Origin of the sequence: Microbacterium sp. BH-3-3-3 (assembly GCF_007679045.1) — a bacterium.
GTDB lineage: Bacteria > Actinomycetota > Actinomycetes > Actinomycetales > Microbacteriaceae > Microbacterium > Microbacterium algihabitans.
Map to the genome: position 1 here is coordinate 161,533 of NZ_VEFS01000006.1, position 18,893 is coordinate 180,425.

Genomic DNA, 18,893 nt, shown 5'->3' on the forward strand with positions numbered 1-18,893 from the left:
TTCCTGTCGCGCCGTGCTGCTGCGGAGCGAGGCATGCCGCACGACAATGGCGCGGATGACCAGGGGCTCTAGCTTCTGAAGCACCGCGTGGTGTCAGAGCTCACCGATTGACCCCGTCTGAGAAGCGCTCAGCCACCACGGGCGCTGGATTGCTCCTCGCGCGGTACGACCGGCGGGTTTTAGAAGCATGTCGCGAAAACCACAGCGAGGCCGGCGATGTGGAGCGCGAACCCGACCGTGCGCCACGGCCCTTCGGACAGATAGCCGAGGACCATGCCACCGACCCATGCGACGATGCCGCAGGTGACCAACAGGCGCTTGATGAGAGTGCGACGATTGTTCACCGCGCGGAGCCTCCTCAGGCTCGATGTGGGACAACGTCCCCCAGACACGATTCGAACGTGTGACCGGCGGATTAGAAGGCCGCTGCTCTATCCACTGAGCTACTGGGGGTCGGCGACCAGGATATCGCTCGGCGCTCCGGCGCGTGCGCCAGCCCCTGGCGGACACCGCCGCGGCGGGCGTACCCTCCCGGCAACGAGAGCAAAGGAGCACTCATGTCAGACACCGTGACCAAGCGCCTCTGGGTGGCCTACGGCCCGGCGGGCGTCGTCGGGAAGATCCAACGAGATGCCGAGGGCTTCAGCGTCCACATGGCGGGCAAGAACGAGCGGCTGGGCGTCTACCCCACGATGGAGATCGCCAAGAGCGCCCTTCACTCGCACCTCAAGCCCGGCAGCGACCGGCCGGAGTTCCGGGAGCACTGAGAGACGGGCGCCCCGTCCGTGCCGTTGTCGCCGGGCGGGGCGTACCCCTGCCTGCGACAGGCGCGGCAGGTGTCGCCGCCTGCCCGCGTGGGGTGCGGACGGTGTCGCCTCGTGCGCGCGTCAGATTCGCGCCGCGCGGGTCGCCCGGGGCGCGGGCTTCGGGGCGGCGAGCAAGGGCATCGCGATGTGCACGAGGGGGCCGATCCCAAGCGCGAAGACGACGGTGCCGATGCCCACGGTGCCGCCCAGGAGCCATCCGAGCACGAGGACGGAGCCCTCGACCGACAGGCGGCACGCCCAGATCGGCCAGCCGAAGCGCGCGTGCATGCCGGTCATCAGTCCGTCTCGCGGCCCGGGGCCGAAGTGGGCTCCGATGTACAGACCGGATGCGAAGGCCACGATCACGACGCCGGCGACGAGCATGAGCACCTGCAGCCACAGCACGTCGGGGTGGGGGAGGACCCCCAGGGCGAGCTGGATGCTCGTGCCCACCAACAGAATGTTGGCCACCGTGCCGACCCCGGGCTTCTGACGCAGCGGGATCCAGAGCAGCAGGACGCACAGTCCGATGATGTTGGTCACCCATCCGATGCCGATCCCCGTCACGCGGGAGACACCCTCGGCGAACACGGTCCACGGGTCGACCCCGAGGCCGGCGGCGATGGTGAAGGCGCAGCCGACGCCGTAGAGGACCAAGCCGACGAAGAGACGGGTGATGCGGGATGCCATGAAGAGATCCAATCACGCGATTGGAGACAAGCCATAAGGCCAATTGCGATAATCTGGCCGCATGGACTCGCGCATCTCGGCTCGTACCCTCGCATCCGCCCTCGGGGGGTGGCGGGGAAATGGTCCTGCGTACGAGGCGCTGGCGGACAGCATCCGCCTGCTCTGCCTCGACAACAGGCTCGCTCCCTCGACGGCGCTGCCCGCCGAACGCGAGCTCGCCGCCGCCCTGCACCTCAGCCGGACGACGGTTGCGGCCGCGTATCGCAGTCTGCGCGACTCCGGACACATCGAGAGTCTGCGCGGAAGCGGGAGCGTGACCCTGCCCCTGCGGCGCACGGACCCCGGTCGGCACGACACCGACGACGTGGCCATCGACCTGCAACAGGCCAGCCCTGCCGCGTGGCCCGGCCTTCCGGCGATCGTGCAGGAGGTGATGCAGGATGCGCCGGCGCTGGTCGCACGCATCGGATACGACGTCGTGGGTGACCTCGGTCTTCGACAGGCGATCGCTGACCACTACGCCCAACGAGGGCTCGCGACCACACCCGACCAGATCCTCGTGACGACGGGCGCGCAGAGCGCGATCCACCTGATCGCGTCGGTCCTTGTGGGCCGCGCCGACCGGGTCATGCTCGAGACGCCGACCTACCCGCACGCGGCCGACGCGTTCCGCCGCGTCGGCGCTCGCCTGATCGGTGTGCCGGTGGACCCTGCGTCGGGGTGGGATCTCGAGCGCGCCGAACAGAGCTTCGCCCGCGCGCTGCCCACGCTCGCCTATCTCATGCCCGACTTCCAGAACCCGACCGGTCGGACGATGACCGCCTCGGAGTCGGACGCCTTCCTCGCGGGGGCGCGATCGGCGGGCACCGTGCTCGTGCTCGATGAGACCACCGCCCAGCTCGACATCGACCGCAGCTCGGGATCCGCGCCGTTCGGCGACGATGACCGGATCGTGCGGGTCGGATCCCTCGGCAAGACGGTGTGGGGAGGTCTGCGCGTGGGATGGGTGCGCGCGGCGCCCGAGATCGTGCGCCGCCTGGCCAGCGGCAGACCCGTGCACGACTTGGGAACTCCCGAGATCGAACAGGCGATCGCGGCGCGCATCGTGCCGCGACTCGACGAGATCGCTCGCCAACGGGGAGAACTGCTGCGCGCCGGACGCGACACCTTGGTGGCGGGGCTGCGGACACTGCTGCCGGAGTGGCAGGTGCCCGATGTCAGCGGCGGCGTCTCGCTGTGGGTCGGCCTCGGCGACCCGCTGAGCACCCCTCTCGTGATGAACGCCCGGGCCCGCGGGCTCGCACTGTCGACGGGATCGCGGTTCGCTGTGGAGGGCGGCCACGATCGCCACCTGCGCGTGCCCTTCACCGCAGCCCCCGCCGCTCTCGAACAGGCCGCGCGCATTCTGCGCGACGCGTGGGACGACGTGCGCGGGGGACGGACGGCTGCTCCGCGCGAGGACTTCGCCACCGTCGTCTGACGCGGTCATCGCGCGTAGCGCAGGCATTCGACGGCGTCGCTCGACGACCAGAACTCGCCGAGTCTGCGGAAGCTGCCCGAGGCCGTGTGGAAGCGCTCGGCCGCGTACCGCCAGCCGCCGTCGGCCGCGATCGCGCGGATGTGGCCCACGACGATGCCGCGCGGATCGGCGATGCGCCACAGGCCCGCGGCGACGTGGGTCGCCGCGCCCCACCCGGCCGGGCGCGGTGCCGGGGCGAGGTCGTTCCAGAGTGCGGTGCTCATGGCCGTCACGGTAGACCGGACCTCCGACATCGCTCGTCGCGCGGTCGATGGACGCTTCTCCCCGCTGGACGGATCGTTCGGGTTATCCACAGATCGGCGGTTTCCCTCGGCGGCGCCCTCGTCGTTCCCGTCAGTCTTGCCGTGGCTCCGGCACCCGTCGGGCACACGGGTGCCGGAGCGCACACCACGACGAGAGGACACACGCATGAGCGATCACATCACCCTGGTGGGGAACATCACGGGCGAGTTGGACCAGCGGGCGACACGCGGGGGCGAGACCATCGCCGCGTTCCGGCTGGCGGTGGGCGAGCGAAAGCTCGACCGGGAGCGCGGAGAGTGGGTGGACGGCCACACCAACTTCTACAACGTCTCGGTCTTCGGAGACCTGGGCGCGCACGCGCTCACCTCTCTGCGCAAGGGGCAGCGGGTGATCCTCACGGGGAGACTGCGGGTGCGCGAGTGGGAGAACGAGACCAAACGAGGGGTGAGCGCCGACGTCGTCGTCGATGCCATCGGCCACGACCTGCGCTGGGGGACCTCCCAGTTCACGCGCACGCCGCGCCCGCAAGCGGCGGTCGAACCGTCGGCGCACACGCCGACCGGCGCAACCGACGCCGACGGCTGGGCGGTTCCGGGCGCGGAGGTGGAGAGCACGCCGTCCGATGCCGGCGAATCGAGGCAGCCGGCGCTCGTGAGCGCGGAGGGGGGTGCGGGCCCGTTCTGAGGGCTGCGGCGGCGACGGGGACGGCGGCGAGGCGGCGGCGACGACGAAGGCACGGACGGGGTCGCTCGGGCGTATCCGTAGACTCGACCGCGTGGCTCGCCTTCTCGCTCGTCCTGTCGCCGTCCTCGCCCTCGCGGCCGCGCTGGGTCTCGCCGGCTGCACCGCGTCGCCCGCACCCGAGGCCGTGACCACGCCGGACGCCGCACCTCCGGTCGCCAGCGCCGCACCGACCGACGGGAGCACGTCCTCGTCGGCTCCTTCGGCCGATGCCTCCACGTCCGCGAGCGCTGCCGCCGCCGAGCTGCCGCGGTTCACGCAGACCGTGCAGTCGGTCTGGTCGGGTCCCGATCAGGTCTCGGGTCGTGCCTACATCGACGCTTTGGTGGCTGCCGGCTTCGACAAGTCGGCGATGCAGGTCACCGCCGACGCGACGACGGTGGGCAACCCCGCCGAGAGCATCACCTTCTCGGTGCGCCTGGGCGACGAGTGCCTGGTCGGCCAGGTCGGACCGTCGATCGGCAACCCCGTCACCTCGGTGCTGCCCGCCCTGTCGTCGGGTGGATGCCTGATCGGACAGACGCGCGCCATCAACTGGTGAGCGGGGCGGCCCCCGCTCTCGTCGGTGCGCGGCGTCACCGCCCCTAGACTGGAACGGATATGGCCGAATACATCTACTCCATGGTCCGCGCCCGCAAGGCTGTGGGCGACAAGCTGATCCTCGACGACGTCACGATGTCGTTCCTGCCCGGTGCCAAGATCGGCATGGTCGGCCCGAACGGCGCCGGTAAGTCCACGATCCTCAAGATCATGGCCGGTCTCGACACCCCCTCCAACGGCGAGGCCCGCCTGAGCCCCGGCTTCACGGTCGGCATCCTCATGCAGGAGCCCGAGCTCGACGACAGCAAGACCGTGCTCGAGAACATCCAGGACGGCGTGGCGATCAAGCCCAAGCTCGATCGTTTCAACGAGATCTCCGCCCTCATGGCCGACCCCGACGCCGACTTCGACGCGCTGCTCGCCGAGATGGGCACGCTGCAGGAGGAGATCGACGCCGCCGACGGATGGGACCTCGACTCCCAGCTCGAGCAGGCCATGGCCGCCCTGCGCACGCCCCCGGGCGACGCCTCGGTCGTGCCGCTCTCGGGTGGTGAGCGCCGCCGCGTCGCACTCGCGAAGCTGCTGCTGCAGAAGCCCGACCTGCTACTCCTCGACGAGCCCACCAACCACCTCGACGCCGAGAGCGTGCTCTGGCTCGAGCAGCACCTGCAGGCCTACAAGGGTGCGGTCATCGCGATCACCCACGACCGGTACTTCCTCGACAACGTCGCGGAATGGATCGCCGAGGTCGACCGCGGCCACCTGTACCCCTACGAGGGCAACTACTCGACCTACCTCGAGAAGAAGGGCCAGCGGCTCGAAGTCCAGGGCAAGAAGGACGCCAAGCTCGCCAAGCGCCTCAAGGAAGAACTCGAGTGGGTGCGCTCCAACGCCAAGGGTCGACAGGTCAAGTCGAAGGCCCGCCTCGCCCGTTACGAGGAGATGGCCGCCGAGGCCGAGCGCACGCGCAAGTTGGACTTCGATGAGATCCAGATCCCCGCGGGTCCGCGTCTCGGCGGAATCGTGATCGACGCCAAGAAGCTCGAGAAGCGCTTCGGCGACCGCTCGCTCATCAGCAACCTGAGCTTCAACTTGCCGCCGAACGGCATCGTCGGTGTGATCGGCCCCAACGGTGTCGGTAAGACGACACTGTTCAAGACGATCGTCGGCCTCGAGCCCCTTGACGGCGGATCGCTGAAGATCGGCGAGACCGTGAAGATCAGCTACGTCGACCAGTCGCGCGCGAACATCGACCCCGAGAAGACGCTGTGGGAGGTCGTGTCCGACGGGCTCGACATCATCACCGTCGGCAAGACCGAGATCCCTTCGCGCGCCTACGTCTCGAAGTTCGGTTTCAAGGGACCCGACCAGCAGAAGAAGGCCGGCGTGCTCTCCGGTGGTGAGCGCAACCGTCTGAACCTGGCGATGACGCTGAAAGAGGGCGGCAATCTCCTTCTGCTCGACGAGCCCACCAACGACCTCGACGTCGAGACCCTGAGCTCGCTCGAGAACGCGCTGCTCGAGTTCCCCGGTTGCGCCGTAGTCATCACGCACGACCGGTGGTTCCTCGACCGCATCGCGACGCACATCCTCGCCTACGAGGGCACCGAGGAGCACCCCGACCAGTGGCACTGGTTCGAGGGCAACTTCGAAGCCTACGAGGCGAACAAGGTCGAGCGTCTCGGCGCCGACGCGGCCAACCCGTCACGGTCCACCTACCGCAAGCTCACGCGTGACTGACGCGAGCACCACCAGCGAGGGTCCGGCTCCGGCCGGGCCCTCGCGGCTGCACGTTCCGATCCACCTCCGGTGGGGCGACCTCGATGCGCTCGGACACGTCAACAACACGTCGATGCTCAAGCTGCTCGAAGAAGCGCGCCTCCGCGCGTTCTGGCGCGGCGACGGCGAGGGCGAGGCGCTCCCCACGGCCGTGTTCGACATGAGCGTGCTCGAAAGCGGCGGTGAACGCGCGACGCTCATCGCCCGGCAGGAGATCGAATACCTCCGCCCGGTCCCGTACAGCCAGCGTCCCCTCGACGTGCGCATGTGGATCGGTGCGATGGGCGGCTCGAGCGCCGACATCTGCTTCGAGGTCTACAGCCCCGCCGGCGACGCAGCCCCCGTGCTCTATGCACGTGCGACCGCCGTCGTCGTGCTCGTCGACACCGCCAGCGGTCGTCCCATCCGCTGGAGCGAGACCGAACGTGCGGCCTGGGGCCCCTATGTCGGCGACCCGATCGAGTACCGCCGGCGCTCCAGCAAGGGCTGACGGCGAGCGGCACAGCCCCCGCGAGACGCTGACTCACGCGAGTCGGAGAGTCGCCCCCACCGCCGCGATCGTCGAAAGTTCCCGGATGCCGTGAGGCCGCGGTATCCGGAAGCTCGATCACTCGCGCGGGACGCGCACCATGACCTCCTGGGCGACGCTCGCGACGAGGACGCCCTGGCGTGTGTAGATGCGTCCGGTCGACAGGCCTCGGCCGCCGCGGGCGTTGGGGGACTCCTGCACGTAGAGCAGCCAGTCGTCGACGCGGGCCGGGCGATGCCACCACATCGCGTGGTCGAGGCTGGCGACGCGGAGACCCGGAGCACTCCACGCGACGCCGTGCGCGCGCAGGATGGTTTCTTGAATGGTCAGGTCACTGAGGTAGGCGAGGGCCGCGCGGTGCACGGCCGGGTCGTCGCCGACGGTACGACGGAGCTTCATCCACACGGCCTGTCGGGGAACGTGCGGTCCCTCGACCGTGGCGTATACGGACGACCCGACGTGACGCACGTCGACCGGGCTCGCCGACAGGATGCGGCGGCTGATCGGGTGCAGGCTCTCGGCGTCGACCGGCGCGGTGTCTTCGGGTTGCGGGATGCCCTCGGGCATAGGCTCGAAGTGCTCGAGGCCGGGGTCTTCGTCTTGGAACGACGCGATCATCGAGAAGATCGGCACGCCGGCCTGGAACGCCTGGGTGCGACGCGTCGAGAACGAGCGCCCGTCGTGGATGCGATCGACCGAGAACGTGATGCCGTCGGCGGGGTCACCGGGCCGCAGGAAATAGCCGTGCATCGAGTGCACCGTGCGCTCGGGCGGCAGGGTGCGAGAGGCCGCCACGATCGTCTGGGCGAGCACCTGCCCGCCGTAGACGCGGCCCGTGGGCATGGCCTGCGACACGCCCGTGAAGATGTCTTCGGTGGTCCGGGCGCCGGCGTCGCGGAGGTCGAGCACCGCGAGCAGAGACGCCACGGGATCGATGGCGTCGGTCACGCTGACTCCCGTTCCGGCGCGGCGAGGTGCGCACCACTTGCTAGTTTAGAGCGGGTGTCCGCCCGCCTGTTGTTCCCCGACCCGCAGGCGGCAGCCGACCTGCTCACCTTCGCCAGTCGCACGATCCGTCTCGGTGACGGAACGGTGCGTCTGCGTGCACGCGGCGGTGTGCTCGTGACGACCGCTGCGCCGCTCGCTCCCCGTGGACTGATGGACAGCACGCCCACCGTTCTCGGGTTGCGCGTGTCGGCCATCGACCCCGAGCTCGAGTGCGATGTCGTCGTGGACGCGTCGGCGCTGCTGCCCGCGGCCGACGATGCGAACGCCGTCGTGCTGCCCGAGACCGCCACGTCGCCGGCGTGGGCGGGCATCTCTCCGCCGCAGGGCGGGTGGGAGCAGACGGATGCCATCGACGCCGCCGTGCTCGCCGCGCGTGCCCAGTACGGGGTCGCCGCCGTCGCCGACGCCCTCCCCGCCGACGCGGGTGAGGACGTGGTGCGGGTCATCCGCGCGCAGGTGTGGGGACAGGCCGACGAGGCACTGGCCGGGTTGCCGCTGGGAGTGGCCTTCGCGGCCTTCGCGCTGGGCTTCATCGCCGGCGGCGAAGAGGCGCCCGTGCGCCGCAGCGGCGCGTGGACGCGCGTGAGCCTCGCCCGCGGGCACGTGCTCGTGCGTGGACCGGTGCGCTCGGGGCTGACCGCGGTGCGCGCCACCGGCAGCTGACCCGCACTCCCGGGCGTTCGTCCAGGAAGCGCAAAGGTGGCCGCCTTACGGTGGAGGACAGCAAGGGGAGTACTCCCGACACGGCGTATCCGTCATCACGAGTCCACGGTTGGATTCCGGGTAGGTCGGTCCGAAAGGGCGGAGGAGACCTTGACGTCGCGGCAGCATGCCGCCCGTCGAGAGGTATCCCCGTGGTCTCGTTCTCCCGTCTGTTCGACATCGCCTCCAAGGCCGCCGGCAAGGCCTCGGCCGCGAAGAGCAGCCCTTCCGCCTCGGGAAGCCGCGATTGGCGCGACATGGTCCGCTCGGCCGCCGACGCCGTGACCGGCGACGCGCGCACGCGGACCCCCGGCGCACCTCCCGCCGACGCCGCGGATCGGTACGCCCCGCCCGCCGTGGGCCGCCGCACGGCATCCGGAACCGCCCTTCCAGCCGACGACCGCGCCGCCATCGCGCGCTACGACTACCTGCTGCGCACGGCCGACCCCGACCGCGTCGAGCAGATGCACCGCGAGGCCTTCGCCCGGCTCACCCCGGCGCAGCGCGCGCACGTGCGAGAGCGGATGGATGCCGAGCTCTCACCTCACGAGCGGCCCCGGTCCGACGCGCCCGACGACCTCGCGCGCACCGCGGCCCGGGCCGAGGCGGCGCGGCCGGGGCGCATGTCGTCCCTGCTCGCGAAGGCCGGGAAGGGTGGTCTGATCGGCGCCGGTGTCGTCGGCGCGGGCGGCCTGCTCGCCGCGGTGGCGGGAGGCGCGATCGTCAGCGCGGTCGCCGCGCCCCTGCTCGCCCAGGCGATGCAGTCCGGGGTCGACTTCACGGGGCTCGCGGAGGGCGTCGACCTGGAGGCCATGGCATCCGGAGTCGATCTGGCCTCGCTCGCCGAGGGAACCGGCATCGGCGAATGGGCCGGAGGGGCGCAGGACGCCGTGTCGGGAGCGGGCGACCAGATCAGCGGGTTCGGCGAGAGCCTGTCGAACTTCGACATCCCCGGCTTCGGAGACTTCCTCGGTCGGTGATCAGTCGCTCGCGCGGACGGGCAGCCCCGTATCGGGGCGCCCGTCCTGCTGCGGGCCGATACCGCGCGGCTCGAACGTGTTGACCATCGCGTAGGCGGCGCGCTCGAGGTAGTCCCACAGCGGCGCCTCGAACGCCGGCGGCAGCGCGATCTCGTCGACAGCGACGCGCATGTGCTGGAGCCAGCGGTCGCGCGCGTCGGGATCGACGTGGAACGGCATGTGGCGCATGCGCAGGCGCGGGTGTCCGCGCGTCTCGCCGTAGGTCGTGGGGCCGCCCCAGTACTGCGCGAGGAAGAGCGTGAGCCGTTCGGCGGCGGGACCGAGGTCTTCCTCGGGGTACATGGGCTTCAGCACCTCGTCGGAGGCGACGCCGCGGTAGAACGCGTCGACGAGTCGGCGGAAGGTGTCCATCCCACCGACCTGCTCGTAGAAGCTGACGGGCTCGGTCACGAGGTGCCTTCCTCATCGGCCCGCGTCGCCGGGGGCGTCGGCTTGGGCGCGTCGGTGCCGGGAGCGGTCTTTCCGGGGAGATCGAGGGTGGTCGTCGGGGCGGCGTCGTGCACCGGTGCCTTCGTGACTTTCGACTCGCCCGCCGCGTCGGCCTGCTCGTCGGTCACGTCGTGCTTGTTGCGGCGCGGACGCCACACCGGGCGACTGGCGGCGGGGGAGACCGGGGTCTCCTTCGTCTTCGGCGGGTGGGCGCCGCGCACGCTCTGCGCGCCCTCGGCCCCGGTGAGCACGATCGAGTTCAGTTGGGGGAGCGCGATGCCCATCGCGTCGATCGCCCGCTTCAGCCGCGCCCGCAGCTCACGGGCCACGTCGTCCTTCGCGCTCGAGCGGGTCTTCATGACGAGGCGGATGACGAGAGCGTCGCCGCTGATCGACTCCAGGCCCCAGATCTCGGGCTGCTCGATGATGCGCGAGCGCCACTTCGTCTCTTTGGCCATCGTCTTGGCGGCGGACAGCATCGCTTTCTCGACGTCGTCGATGTCGGCATCCACCGGCACGGCCAGGTCGATGATGACCCGCGACCAGCCCTGCGACATGTTGCCGATGCGCGTGATCTCGCCGTTGCGCACGTACCAGAGCGTGCCGTTGACGTCGCGGACGTGCGTGATGCGCACGCTGACGAACTCGACGATGCCGGTCGCGAGTCCCAGGTCGACGACGTCGCCGATGCCGATCTGGTCTTCGGCGACGATGAAGATGCCGTTCAGCACGTCTTTGACGATGTTCTGCGCGCCGAAGCCGAGGCCCGCGCCGATCGCCGCGGTGAGCAGCGTGAGCGAGGCGAGGGCGTTCGGGGCGACGATGCCGGCGATCCAGACGAGCGCCACGATCACGAGGATGACGTTGACGATGTTCTGCAGAATCGTGCCGAGTGTGCGCGTGCGCTGCACCAACCGCACGGCGCTGAGCGGGGAGCGGTCGAGGGCCTGCGTGTCGTCGACGCGGGCCTTGCTCTTCGCCCCGTTGACGATGCGGTCGACCACGCGGCGGATGATCACGCGCAGGATCCAGGCGGCGACGGCGATCCCGATGATGATCCCGAGGATCCGCAGCAGCACTCCGCCGAAGCCCAGCAGCTGATCGCCGATCCAGGCCCAGGTGTCGAGATTGGTCAGGTCGCTGGGGGAGGTGATCGTGGGCGACGGGGACGGTTCGAGGTTTTCGGCGAGTACGAACATCGGATCCAGACTAACGACGGATGCCTCGGCGCCACCTGAGCGCCGAGGCATCCGTCGAGGGTGTCACGCGTCGCGCGAGCGCAGCGCCACCCAGCCGAGCAGCAGCGGGCCGACGACCCACCCGGCCATCGTGAGAGCAGGTTCGAGCAGGTTCTCGGCCCCGGGGGAGGTCAGCTCGGCCGCCGCGTTGACGGGCAGGTACTTCGCCGACTCGAGCACCCACATCCAGTCGGGACCCGCGATCGAGAACAGGCTCAGCATGATCGGCAGCACGAACAGCACGCCCACGGTCGCCGCGATAGCGCCGGCGCCGCTGCGGATGAGGAAGCCGAAGCCGACACCCAGCAGGCTGAAAGACGCCATCGAGACCACACCCAGTGCGAGCGGCACGAGGGAGTCGGCCGGGCTCGCCCAGTCGATGCCCGTGCTCGTGAAGGGCGCGGTGACGACGATCGCGACGGCATAGGTGACCACGGTCGTCGCGGCCATCGTGAGCGCCACGACGCAGGCCTTGGCCAGCAGCACGGCGCCGCGACGCGGCTCGGCGGTCAGGGTCGAGCGGATCATGCCGGTCGAGTACTCGCCGGTCACCACGATCGCGCCGAGGATGCCGGCGACCAGCATCGTGAACTGCGTGGGCGCGAGGATCACGTTCGTCGGCGCCATGCCGCCGCCCATGCCGCTGGTCGCGACGGCGATCAGCAGCGAGATGCCGACCGACAGCGCGGCCGTCACCCCGAGCGACCACCAGGTCGAGCGGAGGGTGAGGATCTTGATCGCCTCGCTGCGCAGCAGGTGCGCGAAGCTCAGGCGGTGGGCGGATGCCGCGCGGCGAACCGGCGCGGAGGCGAGGGCGGTCATGCCAGCTCCTTGGTCTTGTACTCGACGGAGTCGTCGGTGAGGGCGAGGTAGGCGTCTTCGAGCGAGCCGACGCGAGGCGTCAGTTCGTGCAGCGGGATGCCGTGGGCGGCGGCGATGTCGCCGACCGTCTGCGGGGTGATGCCGGTGATCTGGACCGCGCCCGGCTCGACCGCCGAGATCGTGGCATCCGGCATCTTCAACGCCGCCACCAGGTCGTCGAGGCGGGGCGAACGCACGAGCAGCGTGGTCGTCGTCCAGGTGCGCACGAGCTCCTGCAGCGGAGCGTCGGCGAGCACGCGGCCGCGTCCCAGCACGATGACGTGGTCGGCGGTCTGCGACATCTCGCTCATGAGGTGGCTCGACAGCAGCACGGTGCGACCCTCGGCGGCGAGGTGCCGCACGAACTGGCGCACCCAGCGCACGCCCTCAGGGTCGAGGCCGTTGACGGGCTCGTCGAGGATCAGCGTGTGCGGGTCGCCGAGCAGGGCGGCCGCGATGCCGAGGCGCTGGCCCATGCCGAGCGAGAAGCCGCCCGCACGCTTGCCGGCGACCGAGGCGATGCCCGTGAGCTCGATGACCTCGTCGACCCGCTCACGGCCGATGCCGTGCGTGGCGGCCATGGCGCGCAGGTGGTTGCGGGCCGAGCGGCCCGTGTGGATCGCCTTGGCGTCGAGGAGGACACCGACTTCGGTCAGCGGGGAGCGCAGGCTGCGGTAGTCCTGGCCCGCGACCGTGACGCGTCCCGACGTGGGGCGGTCGAGGCCGACGATCATGCGCATCGTCGTCGACTTGCCCGCGCCGTTCGGACCGAGGAAGCCGGTGACCCGCCCCGGAGGCACCGTGAACGAGACGCCGTCGACGGCGGTCTTGTCGCCGTAACGCTTGGTGAGGTTGTCTGCAACGATCATGGTTCCACGTTAGGAACGACCACCCCGTCGCCGCGTCCGCCGTGGGGATGACCCTGCGCGACGAGAGGATGACCCGCAGACGACGGATGCCCCCTCCCGAGGGGGAGGGGGCATCCGATCAGGCGTGGCGCATTACTGCGCGTCGCGCTCCTGCACGGCCAGCGCACGCTCGACACCGGCGAGGTTCTCGCCGACGAGGCGACGCAGCGCGGGGGCGGCGTCGGCGTTCTGCGACAGCCACTGACGCGTCGCGTCGCGCAGCGCCTTGTTCGCCAGGGCGGCGGGGTACAGGCCCACGATCAGGTACTGCGCGATCTGGTAGCTGCGCGACTCCCAGATGGGCAGCAGCATCGCGAAGTACGGCTCGACGAAGTCGGCCAGCACACCGACGGTGGTGGGGTTGGTGAACCCGGCGGCCGTCGATCGCACGATCGTGTTCGGCGCGTCGGCGCTGTCGATCAGCGACGACCAGGCCTCCTGCTTCGCCTCGTGCGAGGGCAGCGACGCCTTGGCCATGGCCGCGAACTCCCCGCCCTTGGCGGTGTTGTCCGCTGCGCGCGCCTCGTCGATGTCGGCGGCGGTGACCACGCCCGCCGAAGCGAGCGAGACCAACAGCTGCCACGACAGGTCGGTGTCGATCTCGAGGCCGTCGAGCGAGGTCGACCCGTCGCGCAGGGCCTTGACCGTCTCGGCGTGGGCCGGGGTGGAGGCCGCCGACGCGAACGCGGTGACGAACTGCAGCTGGCTGTCGCTGCCGGCCTCGGCCTTCTGCGCGAGCTCCCACAGGCCGTCGGCGACGCGCTCGCGCGCGGCGTCGCGGGTCGCGGGGGCCGCGTACGAGTTCGCGGCGAGCTGCAGCTGGCCCAGCGTCGTGCGCACCGTGGTCGACTCGGTCTCGGAACCGATGTTCTGCAGCACCAGGTCGAGGTAGTCGGTGGCCGAGGCCTCGGCATCCCGCGTCTGGTCCCACGCCGCACCCCACACCAGCGAACGCGCGAGCGGGTCGGAGATGTCCTTCAGGTGCGCGATGGCGGTGGCCAGCGAGCGCTCGTCGAGACGGATCTTCGCGTAGGCGAGGTCGTCGTCGTTGAGCAGCACGAGGTCGGGACGACGGATGCCGCGGAGCTCGGCGACCTCGGTGCGATCGCCGTCGACGTCGAGCTCGACGCGGTGCACGCGCTCGAGGGCTCCCGCATCGTTCAGCGAGTAGAAGCCGACGCCGAGGCGGTGCGGACGGATCGTCGGGTAGTCGCTGGGCGCGGTCTGCACGATCGCGAACCTCGTAATGACGGTTCCTGAGCCTGTCGAAGGGTCGCCGGACTCTTCGATGAGCGGGGTGAGGGTGTTGACGCCCGCGGTCTCGAGCCACTTCTTGGCCCAGTCGCCCAGGTCGCGACCGCTCGTGGTCTCGAGCTCGGTGAGCAGGTCGCCCACCTCGGTGTTCGACCACTGGTGCTTCTGGAAGTACGCCGCGACGCCCGCGAAGAACTGCTCGATGCCCACCCAGGCGGCGAGCTGCTTGAGCACCGACCCGCCCTTGGCGTAGGTGATGCCGTCGAAGTTCACCTGCACGTCTTCGAGGTCGTTGATCTCGGCGACGACGGGGTGGGTCGAGGGGAGCTGATCCTGGCGATACGCCCAGGTCTTCTCCATCGCGTTGAAGGTCGTCCAGGCGGCCTCCCATTCGGTGGCCTCGGCGGTGGCGATCGTGGACGCCCACTCGGCGAACGACTCGTTCAGCCAGAGGTCGTTCCACCACTTCATTGTGACCAGGTCGCCGAACCACATGTGCGCGAGCTCGTGCAGGATCGTCACGACGCGACGTTCCTTCACGGCATCCGTCACCTTGCTGCGGAAGACGTAGGTCTCGGTGAAGGTGACGGCACCCGCGTTCTCCATGGCGCCGGCGTTGAACTCCGGCACGAAGAGCTGGTCGTACTTGGCGAACGGGTAGGGGAAGCCGAACTTCTCCTCGAAGTACGCGAAGCCCTGACGGGTCTTGTCGAAGACGTAGTCGGCGTCGAGGTACTGCCACAGGCTCTTGCGGGCGAACACGCCGAGGGGGATGACGCGGCCGTCGGCGCTCGTGAGCTCGCTGTAGGTGGCCTCGTAGGGACCGGCGACGAGAGCGGTGATGTACGACGAGATGCGCGGGGTGGCGGGGAAGTCCCAGCGGGCGGTGTCGTCGGAGACGGCGACCGGCTCGGGGGTGGGGGAGTTGGAGACGACCTTCCAGCGCGCGGGCGCGGTCACCGAGAAGGTGAAGGCGGCCTTGAGGTCGGGCTGCTCGAACACCGTGTACATGCGGCGCGAGTCGGGCACCTCGAACTGCGAGTAGAGGTACACCTCGCCGTCGACCGGGTCGACGAAGCGGTGCAGGCCCTCGCCGGTGTTGGTGTACTCGCAGTCGGCCTGGACGATCAGCTCGTTCTCGGCGGCGAGGCCCTCGAGCGCGATGCGCGAGTCGGCGAACACCTCGGACGGCTCGAGCGAGCGGCCGTTGAGCGTCACCGAGTGCACGGTACGGGCGATCAGGTCGATGAAGGTCGACGCGCCCTCGGTGGCGGCGAAGGTCACGACGGTGCGCGAGGAGAAGATCTCGTCGCCACGCGTGAGGTCGAGCTGCACGTGGTACTCGTGCGTGTCGACGATCGCGCGGCGCTCCTGCGCTTCGATGCGGGTCAGGTTCTCTCCTGGCACTGGCGTTCTCCCGGGGATCTGGGTGGATTGCGGACGACGCCATGGGCGTCACGACCGTCGACGCTGTTGGCGCCGACGACAACCGTATAAGCCTAGTAGCGAGATACCTCGCGTCCGGGCTCTTCATGCAGGTGCGAGGATGTGATCGTGAGCACGACCGACACGGACACCACCCCCGAGACCGTCCTCTATGCGTCTCCCGCCGCGGCATCCGGACCCAAGTGGGTCGAGACGCCCGTGGCGTACGACGGCATCCTCCTCGCCGGCTTCGGCGGGCCCGAGGGCCAAGACGACGTCATCCCCTTTCTGCGCAACGTCACCCGCGGACGCGGCATCCCCGATGAGCGCCTCGAAGAGGTCGCCCACCACTACCGCCACTTCGACGGCATCAGCCCGATCAACGCGCAGAACCGCGCGCTGAAGGCTGCGCTCGAAGCCGAGATCGAGAGGCGCGGACTGGGTCTTCCGGTCTACTGGGGCAACCGCAACTGGGGCCCCTACCTCGAAGAGGCCGTCACCGAGGCCGCCGGGTCCGGGCACACCACTCTGCTGGCCATCGCCACGAGCGCCTACAGCTCGTTCTCGAGCTGCCGCCAGTACCGCGAGGACTACGCCCGCGTGCTCGAGTCGACGGGCCTCGGCGAGACCGTGACCATCGACAAGGTGCGCCAGTTCTTCGACCACCCCGGCTTCGTCGACACGTTCGTCCGCGGAGTGAAAGACGCCGTGTCCGGCTTCGTCGCCGAGGGCATCGCGCCCGATAATATCCGCGTGCTCTTCTCCACGCACTCGATCCCGATGGCGGATGCCGAGCGCTCGGGCCCCCGTGATGGTGGGTTCGGCGAGGGCGGTGCCTACGAGGCGCAGCACAAGGCCGTCGCCGAGGTCGTCATGGCCGAGGTGGCGGATGCCGTGGCCACCGTCGAATGGGAGCTCGTCTACCAGTCGCGTTCGGGCCCGCCCACCCAGCCGTGGCTCGAGCCCGACGTCAACGACGTCATCGCCGAGCTGCCCGGCCGCGGCGTCGAAGCCGTCGCGATCGTGCCCCTCGGTTTCGTCAGCGACCACATGGAGGTGCTCTGGGACCTCGATACCGAGGCCATGGAGGCCGCGGAAGAGGCCGGCATCAAGGCCGTGCGCACCCCGACCCCCGGTGTCGACCCCGCGTACGTCTCGGGTCTGATCGACCTCGTCGAGGAGCGCCTCAAGGGCACCCCGAGGGCTGAGCGCCCGCACGTCACCGACCTCGGTCCCTGGTACGACGTGTGCCGCCCCGGCTGCTGCGAGAACATCCGCGCCGGGTTCAAGCCCGTGGCCGCGGGCATCCGCCCCTGACCACGCTCGACGCCGCCCGTCCCTTCCGAGGGGCGGGCGGCGTCGTCATGTCCGCCCTCGCTGTCCGCGGCTCTCAATAGGATTGGCCCATGCGCATCCACATCGGCACCGATCACGCCGGTCTCGAGTTCTCCACCCAGATCCAGCACCACCTCGCCTCGCAGGGGCACGAGGTCGTCGACCACGGGCCGATCGAGTACGACGCCCTCGACGACTACCCGGCCTTCTGCATCCGCGCGGCCCAGGCGGTCGTGCGCGACCAGGCGGCCGGCGTCGACGCCCTGGGCGTGGTGTTCGGCGGATCGGGCAACGGCGAGCAGATCGCCGCGAACAAGGTGCTCGGCGTGCGCGCTGCGCTCGTGTGGAACATCTCCACGGCCGAGCTCGCCCGCGAGCACAACGACGCCAACGTCATCTCGATCGGTGCGCGTCAGCACACGTTCGACGAGGCCGCGTCGTTCATCGACCGCTTCATCGCGACCCCCTTCTCAGGCGAGGAGCGTCACGCCCGTCGCATCGGCCAGCTGGCGGCGTTCGAGCAGGACGGGGTGCTGCTGCCCGACCCGCGCGCCGGCGAGAAGCCGAACACGATGACCGACGCCAGCGACTCGTTCGACCCCGAGGCAGGCTGATGCCCGAAGGGCATTCCGTCCACCGCATCGCGCGGCAGTTCGACCGCAACATCGTTGGGCGCACGGTCGCGGCATCCAGCCCCCAGGGGCGCTTCGCCGAAGGCGCGTCGGTCATCGACGGCCGCGAGGCGGTCGAGGTGCGTGCCGTGGCGAAGCAGATGTTCCTCCGTTTCGACGGCGACGTCTGGTTGCGGGTGCACCTCGGCATGTACGGCGCGTGGGACTTCTCGGGCGACGTGGTCGTCGATGCGACCATCGCCTCGGCCAATGGCCGCATGGGGCAGACGAACCAGCGCGGCACCGTGCTCGATGACGAGCCGATCCTGGATGCCGCGGGCGAGAACTCCCTGACCTCGATCGGCGCCCCGCGGCGCGCCCGCGTGCGCATGTCGGAGCAGACGACGGGGCTCGAGGAGCAGAACGAGTGGCCTCCGCCGGTGGTCGGGCAGGTGCGCCTGCGTCTGCTCACCGACACCACCTGTGCCGACCTGCGCGGGCCTACGGCGTGCGTGCTGCAGACCCCCGACGAGGTGCAGGCGACCATCGCCAAGCTCGGGCCCGACCCCCTCGTCGACGACCTCGCCGAGGGTGAGGAACGCTTCACCGCGACGGTGCGCAAGAAGCCCACGCCGATTGGCCTGCTGCTCATGGATCAGGCCGTCGTGAGCGGGATCGGCAACGTGTACCGCGCTGAACTGCTGTTCCGCGCGCGGCAGAACCCGCACACCCCGGGGCGCGACGTGCCCGAGGAGGTCGTACGCGGCATCTGGCGCGACTGGGCGACACTGCTGCCGATCGGCGTCGAGACCGGTCAGATGATGACGATGGACGGGCTCGACCCCGCCGCCTACCGGCGCGCGATGGCGCGCCGCGCCGACCGGCACTGGGTCTACCACCGCGAGGGGCTGCCCTGCCGCGTGTGCGGAACGGCGATCGTGATGGAGGAGGCAGCCGGGCGCAAGCTCTACTGGTGCCCGAAGTGCCAGGCGTGATGAGCGGTCGGGCGGGTGGCTGAGCCTGTCGAAGCCACCGGCGTCGCGTGGGTTGTGGTCGGGTAGGTGGCCGAGCCTGTCGAAGCCACCGGCGTCGCGTGGGTTGTGGTCGGGTAGGTGGCTGAGCCTGTCGAAGCCATCGGGCGTCGCGTGGGTTGTGGTCGGGTAGGTGGCTGAGCCTGTCGAAGCCATCGGGCGTCGCGTGGGTTGTGGTCGGGT

The 18,893-nt window shown here is 70.1% G+C and carries 19 protein-coding genes and 1 tRNA gene; 11 read left to right on the forward strand and 9 right to left on the reverse strand.

Features of this window, described 5'->3' with window-relative positions:
- Nucleotides 1-380: 380 nt before the first annotated feature.
- Nucleotides 381-453: transfer RNA gene (locus tag FS769_RS15585), tRNA-Arg, on the reverse strand.
- Between the two features lie 104 nt (nucleotides 454-557).
- Here FS769_RS15585 and FS769_RS15590 point away from each other — a divergent pair.
- Nucleotides 558-767 (forward strand): methyltransferase, encoded by a 210-nt coding sequence (locus tag FS769_RS15590; RefSeq protein ID WP_144835001.1) that lies wholly within the window; start codon nucleotides 558-560, stop codon nucleotides 765-767.
- 120 nt (nucleotides 768-887) lie between these two features.
- Here the strand turns inward: FS769_RS15590 and FS769_RS15595 are convergent, their stop codons facing one another.
- Complete coding sequence (locus FS769_RS15595; RefSeq protein ID WP_144835003.1) at nucleotides 888-1,496, reverse strand: YitT family protein; 609 nt, start codon at nucleotides 1,494-1,496, stop codon at nucleotides 888-890.
- Nucleotides 1,497-1,557: 61 nt separating this feature from the next.
- Between FS769_RS15595 and FS769_RS15600 the strand changes: the two genes are divergently transcribed.
- Nucleotides 1,558-2,976 carry a PLP-dependent aminotransferase family protein gene (locus FS769_RS15600; RefSeq protein ID WP_144835004.1) on the forward strand — a complete coding sequence of 473 codons (1,419 nt, stop codon included), beginning with the start codon at nucleotides 1,558-1,560 and terminating at the stop codon, nucleotides 2,974-2,976.
- 5 nt (nucleotides 2,977-2,981) lie between these two features.
- Here FS769_RS15600 and FS769_RS16900 read toward each other — a convergent pair whose 3' ends face one another.
- The gene (locus FS769_RS16900) at nucleotides 2,982-3,239 is read right to left on the reverse strand and encodes a hypothetical protein (RefSeq protein WP_186325583.1); all 258 of its coding nucleotides are present in this window, start codon (nucleotides 3,237-3,239) and stop codon (nucleotides 2,982-2,984) included.
- Nucleotides 3,240-3,444: 205 nt separating this feature from the next.
- On the opposite strand from FS769_RS16900, the gene FS769_RS16905 reads away from it, so the two are divergent.
- The 4 genes from FS769_RS16905 (at nucleotide 3,445) to FS769_RS15620 (ending at nucleotide 6,829) form a co-directional block, all read left to right on the forward strand.
- Complete coding sequence (locus FS769_RS16905; RefSeq protein WP_186325584.1) at nucleotides 3,445-3,963, forward strand: single-stranded DNA-binding protein; 519 nt, start codon at nucleotides 3,445-3,447, stop codon at nucleotides 3,961-3,963.
- Nucleotides 3,964-4,054: 91 nt separating this feature from the next.
- Nucleotides 4,055-4,561: a DUF6993 domain-containing protein gene (locus FS769_RS16910; RefSeq protein WP_186325585.1), complete on the forward strand. Its 507-nt coding sequence runs from the start codon at nucleotides 4,055-4,057 to the stop codon at nucleotides 4,559-4,561.
- Nucleotides 4,562-4,620: 59 nt separating this feature from the next.
- Nucleotides 4,621-6,300 (forward strand): energy-dependent translational throttle protein EttA, encoded by a 1,680-nt coding sequence (gene ettA, locus FS769_RS15615; RefSeq protein WP_144835008.1) that lies wholly within the window; start codon nucleotides 4,621-4,623, stop codon nucleotides 6,298-6,300.
- Entirely contained in the window at nucleotides 6,293-6,829 is a 537-nt protein-coding gene (locus FS769_RS15620) for a thioesterase family protein (protein ID WP_144835010.1), read from the forward strand. The genes ettA and FS769_RS15620 overlap by 8 nt, the downstream gene beginning before the upstream one ends.
- A 117-nt stretch (nucleotides 6,830-6,946) precedes the next feature.
- Here FS769_RS15620 and FS769_RS15625 read toward each other — a convergent pair whose 3' ends face one another.
- On the reverse strand, nucleotides 6,947-7,816 hold the full coding sequence (locus tag FS769_RS15625; protein ID WP_260979785.1) for an acyl-CoA thioesterase II: 870 nt from the start codon (nucleotides 7,814-7,816) through the stop codon (nucleotides 6,947-6,949).
- A 54-nt stretch (nucleotides 7,817-7,870) separates the two neighbouring features.
- Between FS769_RS15625 and FS769_RS15630 the strand changes: the two genes are divergently transcribed.
- Both FS769_RS15630 and FS769_RS15635 read left to right on the forward strand, forming a co-directional pair.
- Nucleotides 7,871-8,539, forward strand: a complete 669-nt coding sequence (locus FS769_RS15630; protein WP_144835013.1) for a hypothetical protein — start codon at nucleotides 7,871-7,873, stop codon at nucleotides 8,537-8,539.
- A gap of 191 nt (nucleotides 8,540-8,730) precedes the next feature.
- Nucleotides 8,731-9,558, forward strand: a complete 828-nt coding sequence (locus FS769_RS15635) for a cation-transporting ATPase (protein ID WP_144835015.1) — start codon at nucleotides 8,731-8,733, stop codon at nucleotides 9,556-9,558.
- Here the strand turns inward: FS769_RS15635 and FS769_RS15640 are convergent, their stop codons facing one another.
- The 5 genes from FS769_RS15640 to pepN form a co-directional block, all read right to left on the reverse strand.
- Nucleotides 9,559-10,008 carry a globin gene (locus FS769_RS15640; protein WP_144835017.1) on the reverse strand — a complete coding sequence of 150 codons (450 nt, stop codon included), beginning with the start codon at nucleotides 10,006-10,008 and terminating at the stop codon, nucleotides 9,559-9,561.
- On the reverse strand, nucleotides 10,005-11,246 hold the full coding sequence (locus tag FS769_RS15645; protein WP_144835019.1) for a mechanosensitive ion channel family protein: 1,242 nt from the start codon (nucleotides 11,244-11,246) through the stop codon (nucleotides 10,005-10,007). The genes FS769_RS15640 and FS769_RS15645 overlap by 4 nt, the downstream gene beginning before the upstream one ends.
- A gap of 63 nt (nucleotides 11,247-11,309) precedes the next feature.
- Nucleotides 11,310-12,107: an ABC transporter permease gene (locus FS769_RS15650; RefSeq protein WP_144835021.1), complete on the reverse strand. Its 798-nt coding sequence runs from the start codon at nucleotides 12,105-12,107 to the stop codon at nucleotides 11,310-11,312.
- Nucleotides 12,104-13,015, reverse strand: a complete 912-nt coding sequence (locus FS769_RS15655) for an ABC transporter ATP-binding protein (protein WP_144835023.1) — start codon at nucleotides 13,013-13,015, stop codon at nucleotides 12,104-12,106. Before FS769_RS15655 ends, FS769_RS15650 begins: the two co-directional genes overlap by 4 nt.
- Nucleotides 13,016-13,147: 132 nt before the next feature.
- Nucleotides 13,148-15,715: an aminopeptidase N gene (pepN, locus tag FS769_RS15660; protein ID WP_144835025.1), complete on the reverse strand. Its 2,568-nt coding sequence runs from the start codon at nucleotides 15,713-15,715 to the stop codon at nucleotides 13,148-13,150.
- A gap of 147 nt (nucleotides 15,716-15,862) precedes the next feature.
- On the opposite strand from pepN, the gene FS769_RS15665 reads away from it, so the two are divergent.
- The 3 genes from FS769_RS15665 to FS769_RS15675 all read left to right on the forward strand — a co-directional run bounded on the left by FS769_RS15665 (nucleotide 15,863) and on the right by FS769_RS15675 (nucleotide 18,674).
- Nucleotides 15,863-17,050: a ferrochelatase gene (locus FS769_RS15665; RefSeq protein WP_144835027.1), complete on the forward strand. Its 1,188-nt coding sequence runs from the start codon at nucleotides 15,863-15,865 to the stop codon at nucleotides 17,048-17,050.
- An 89-nt stretch (nucleotides 17,051-17,139) separates the two neighbouring features.
- Complete coding sequence (locus tag FS769_RS15670) at nucleotides 17,140-17,682, forward strand: ribose-5-phosphate isomerase (RefSeq protein WP_144835029.1); 543 nt, start codon at nucleotides 17,140-17,142, stop codon at nucleotides 17,680-17,682.
- Complete coding sequence (locus tag FS769_RS15675; protein WP_144835031.1) at nucleotides 17,682-18,674, forward strand: Fpg/Nei family DNA glycosylase; 993 nt, start codon at nucleotides 17,682-17,684, stop codon at nucleotides 18,672-18,674. Before FS769_RS15670 ends, FS769_RS15675 begins: the two co-directional genes overlap by 1 nt.
- Nucleotides 18,675-18,893 lie beyond the last annotated feature (219 nt).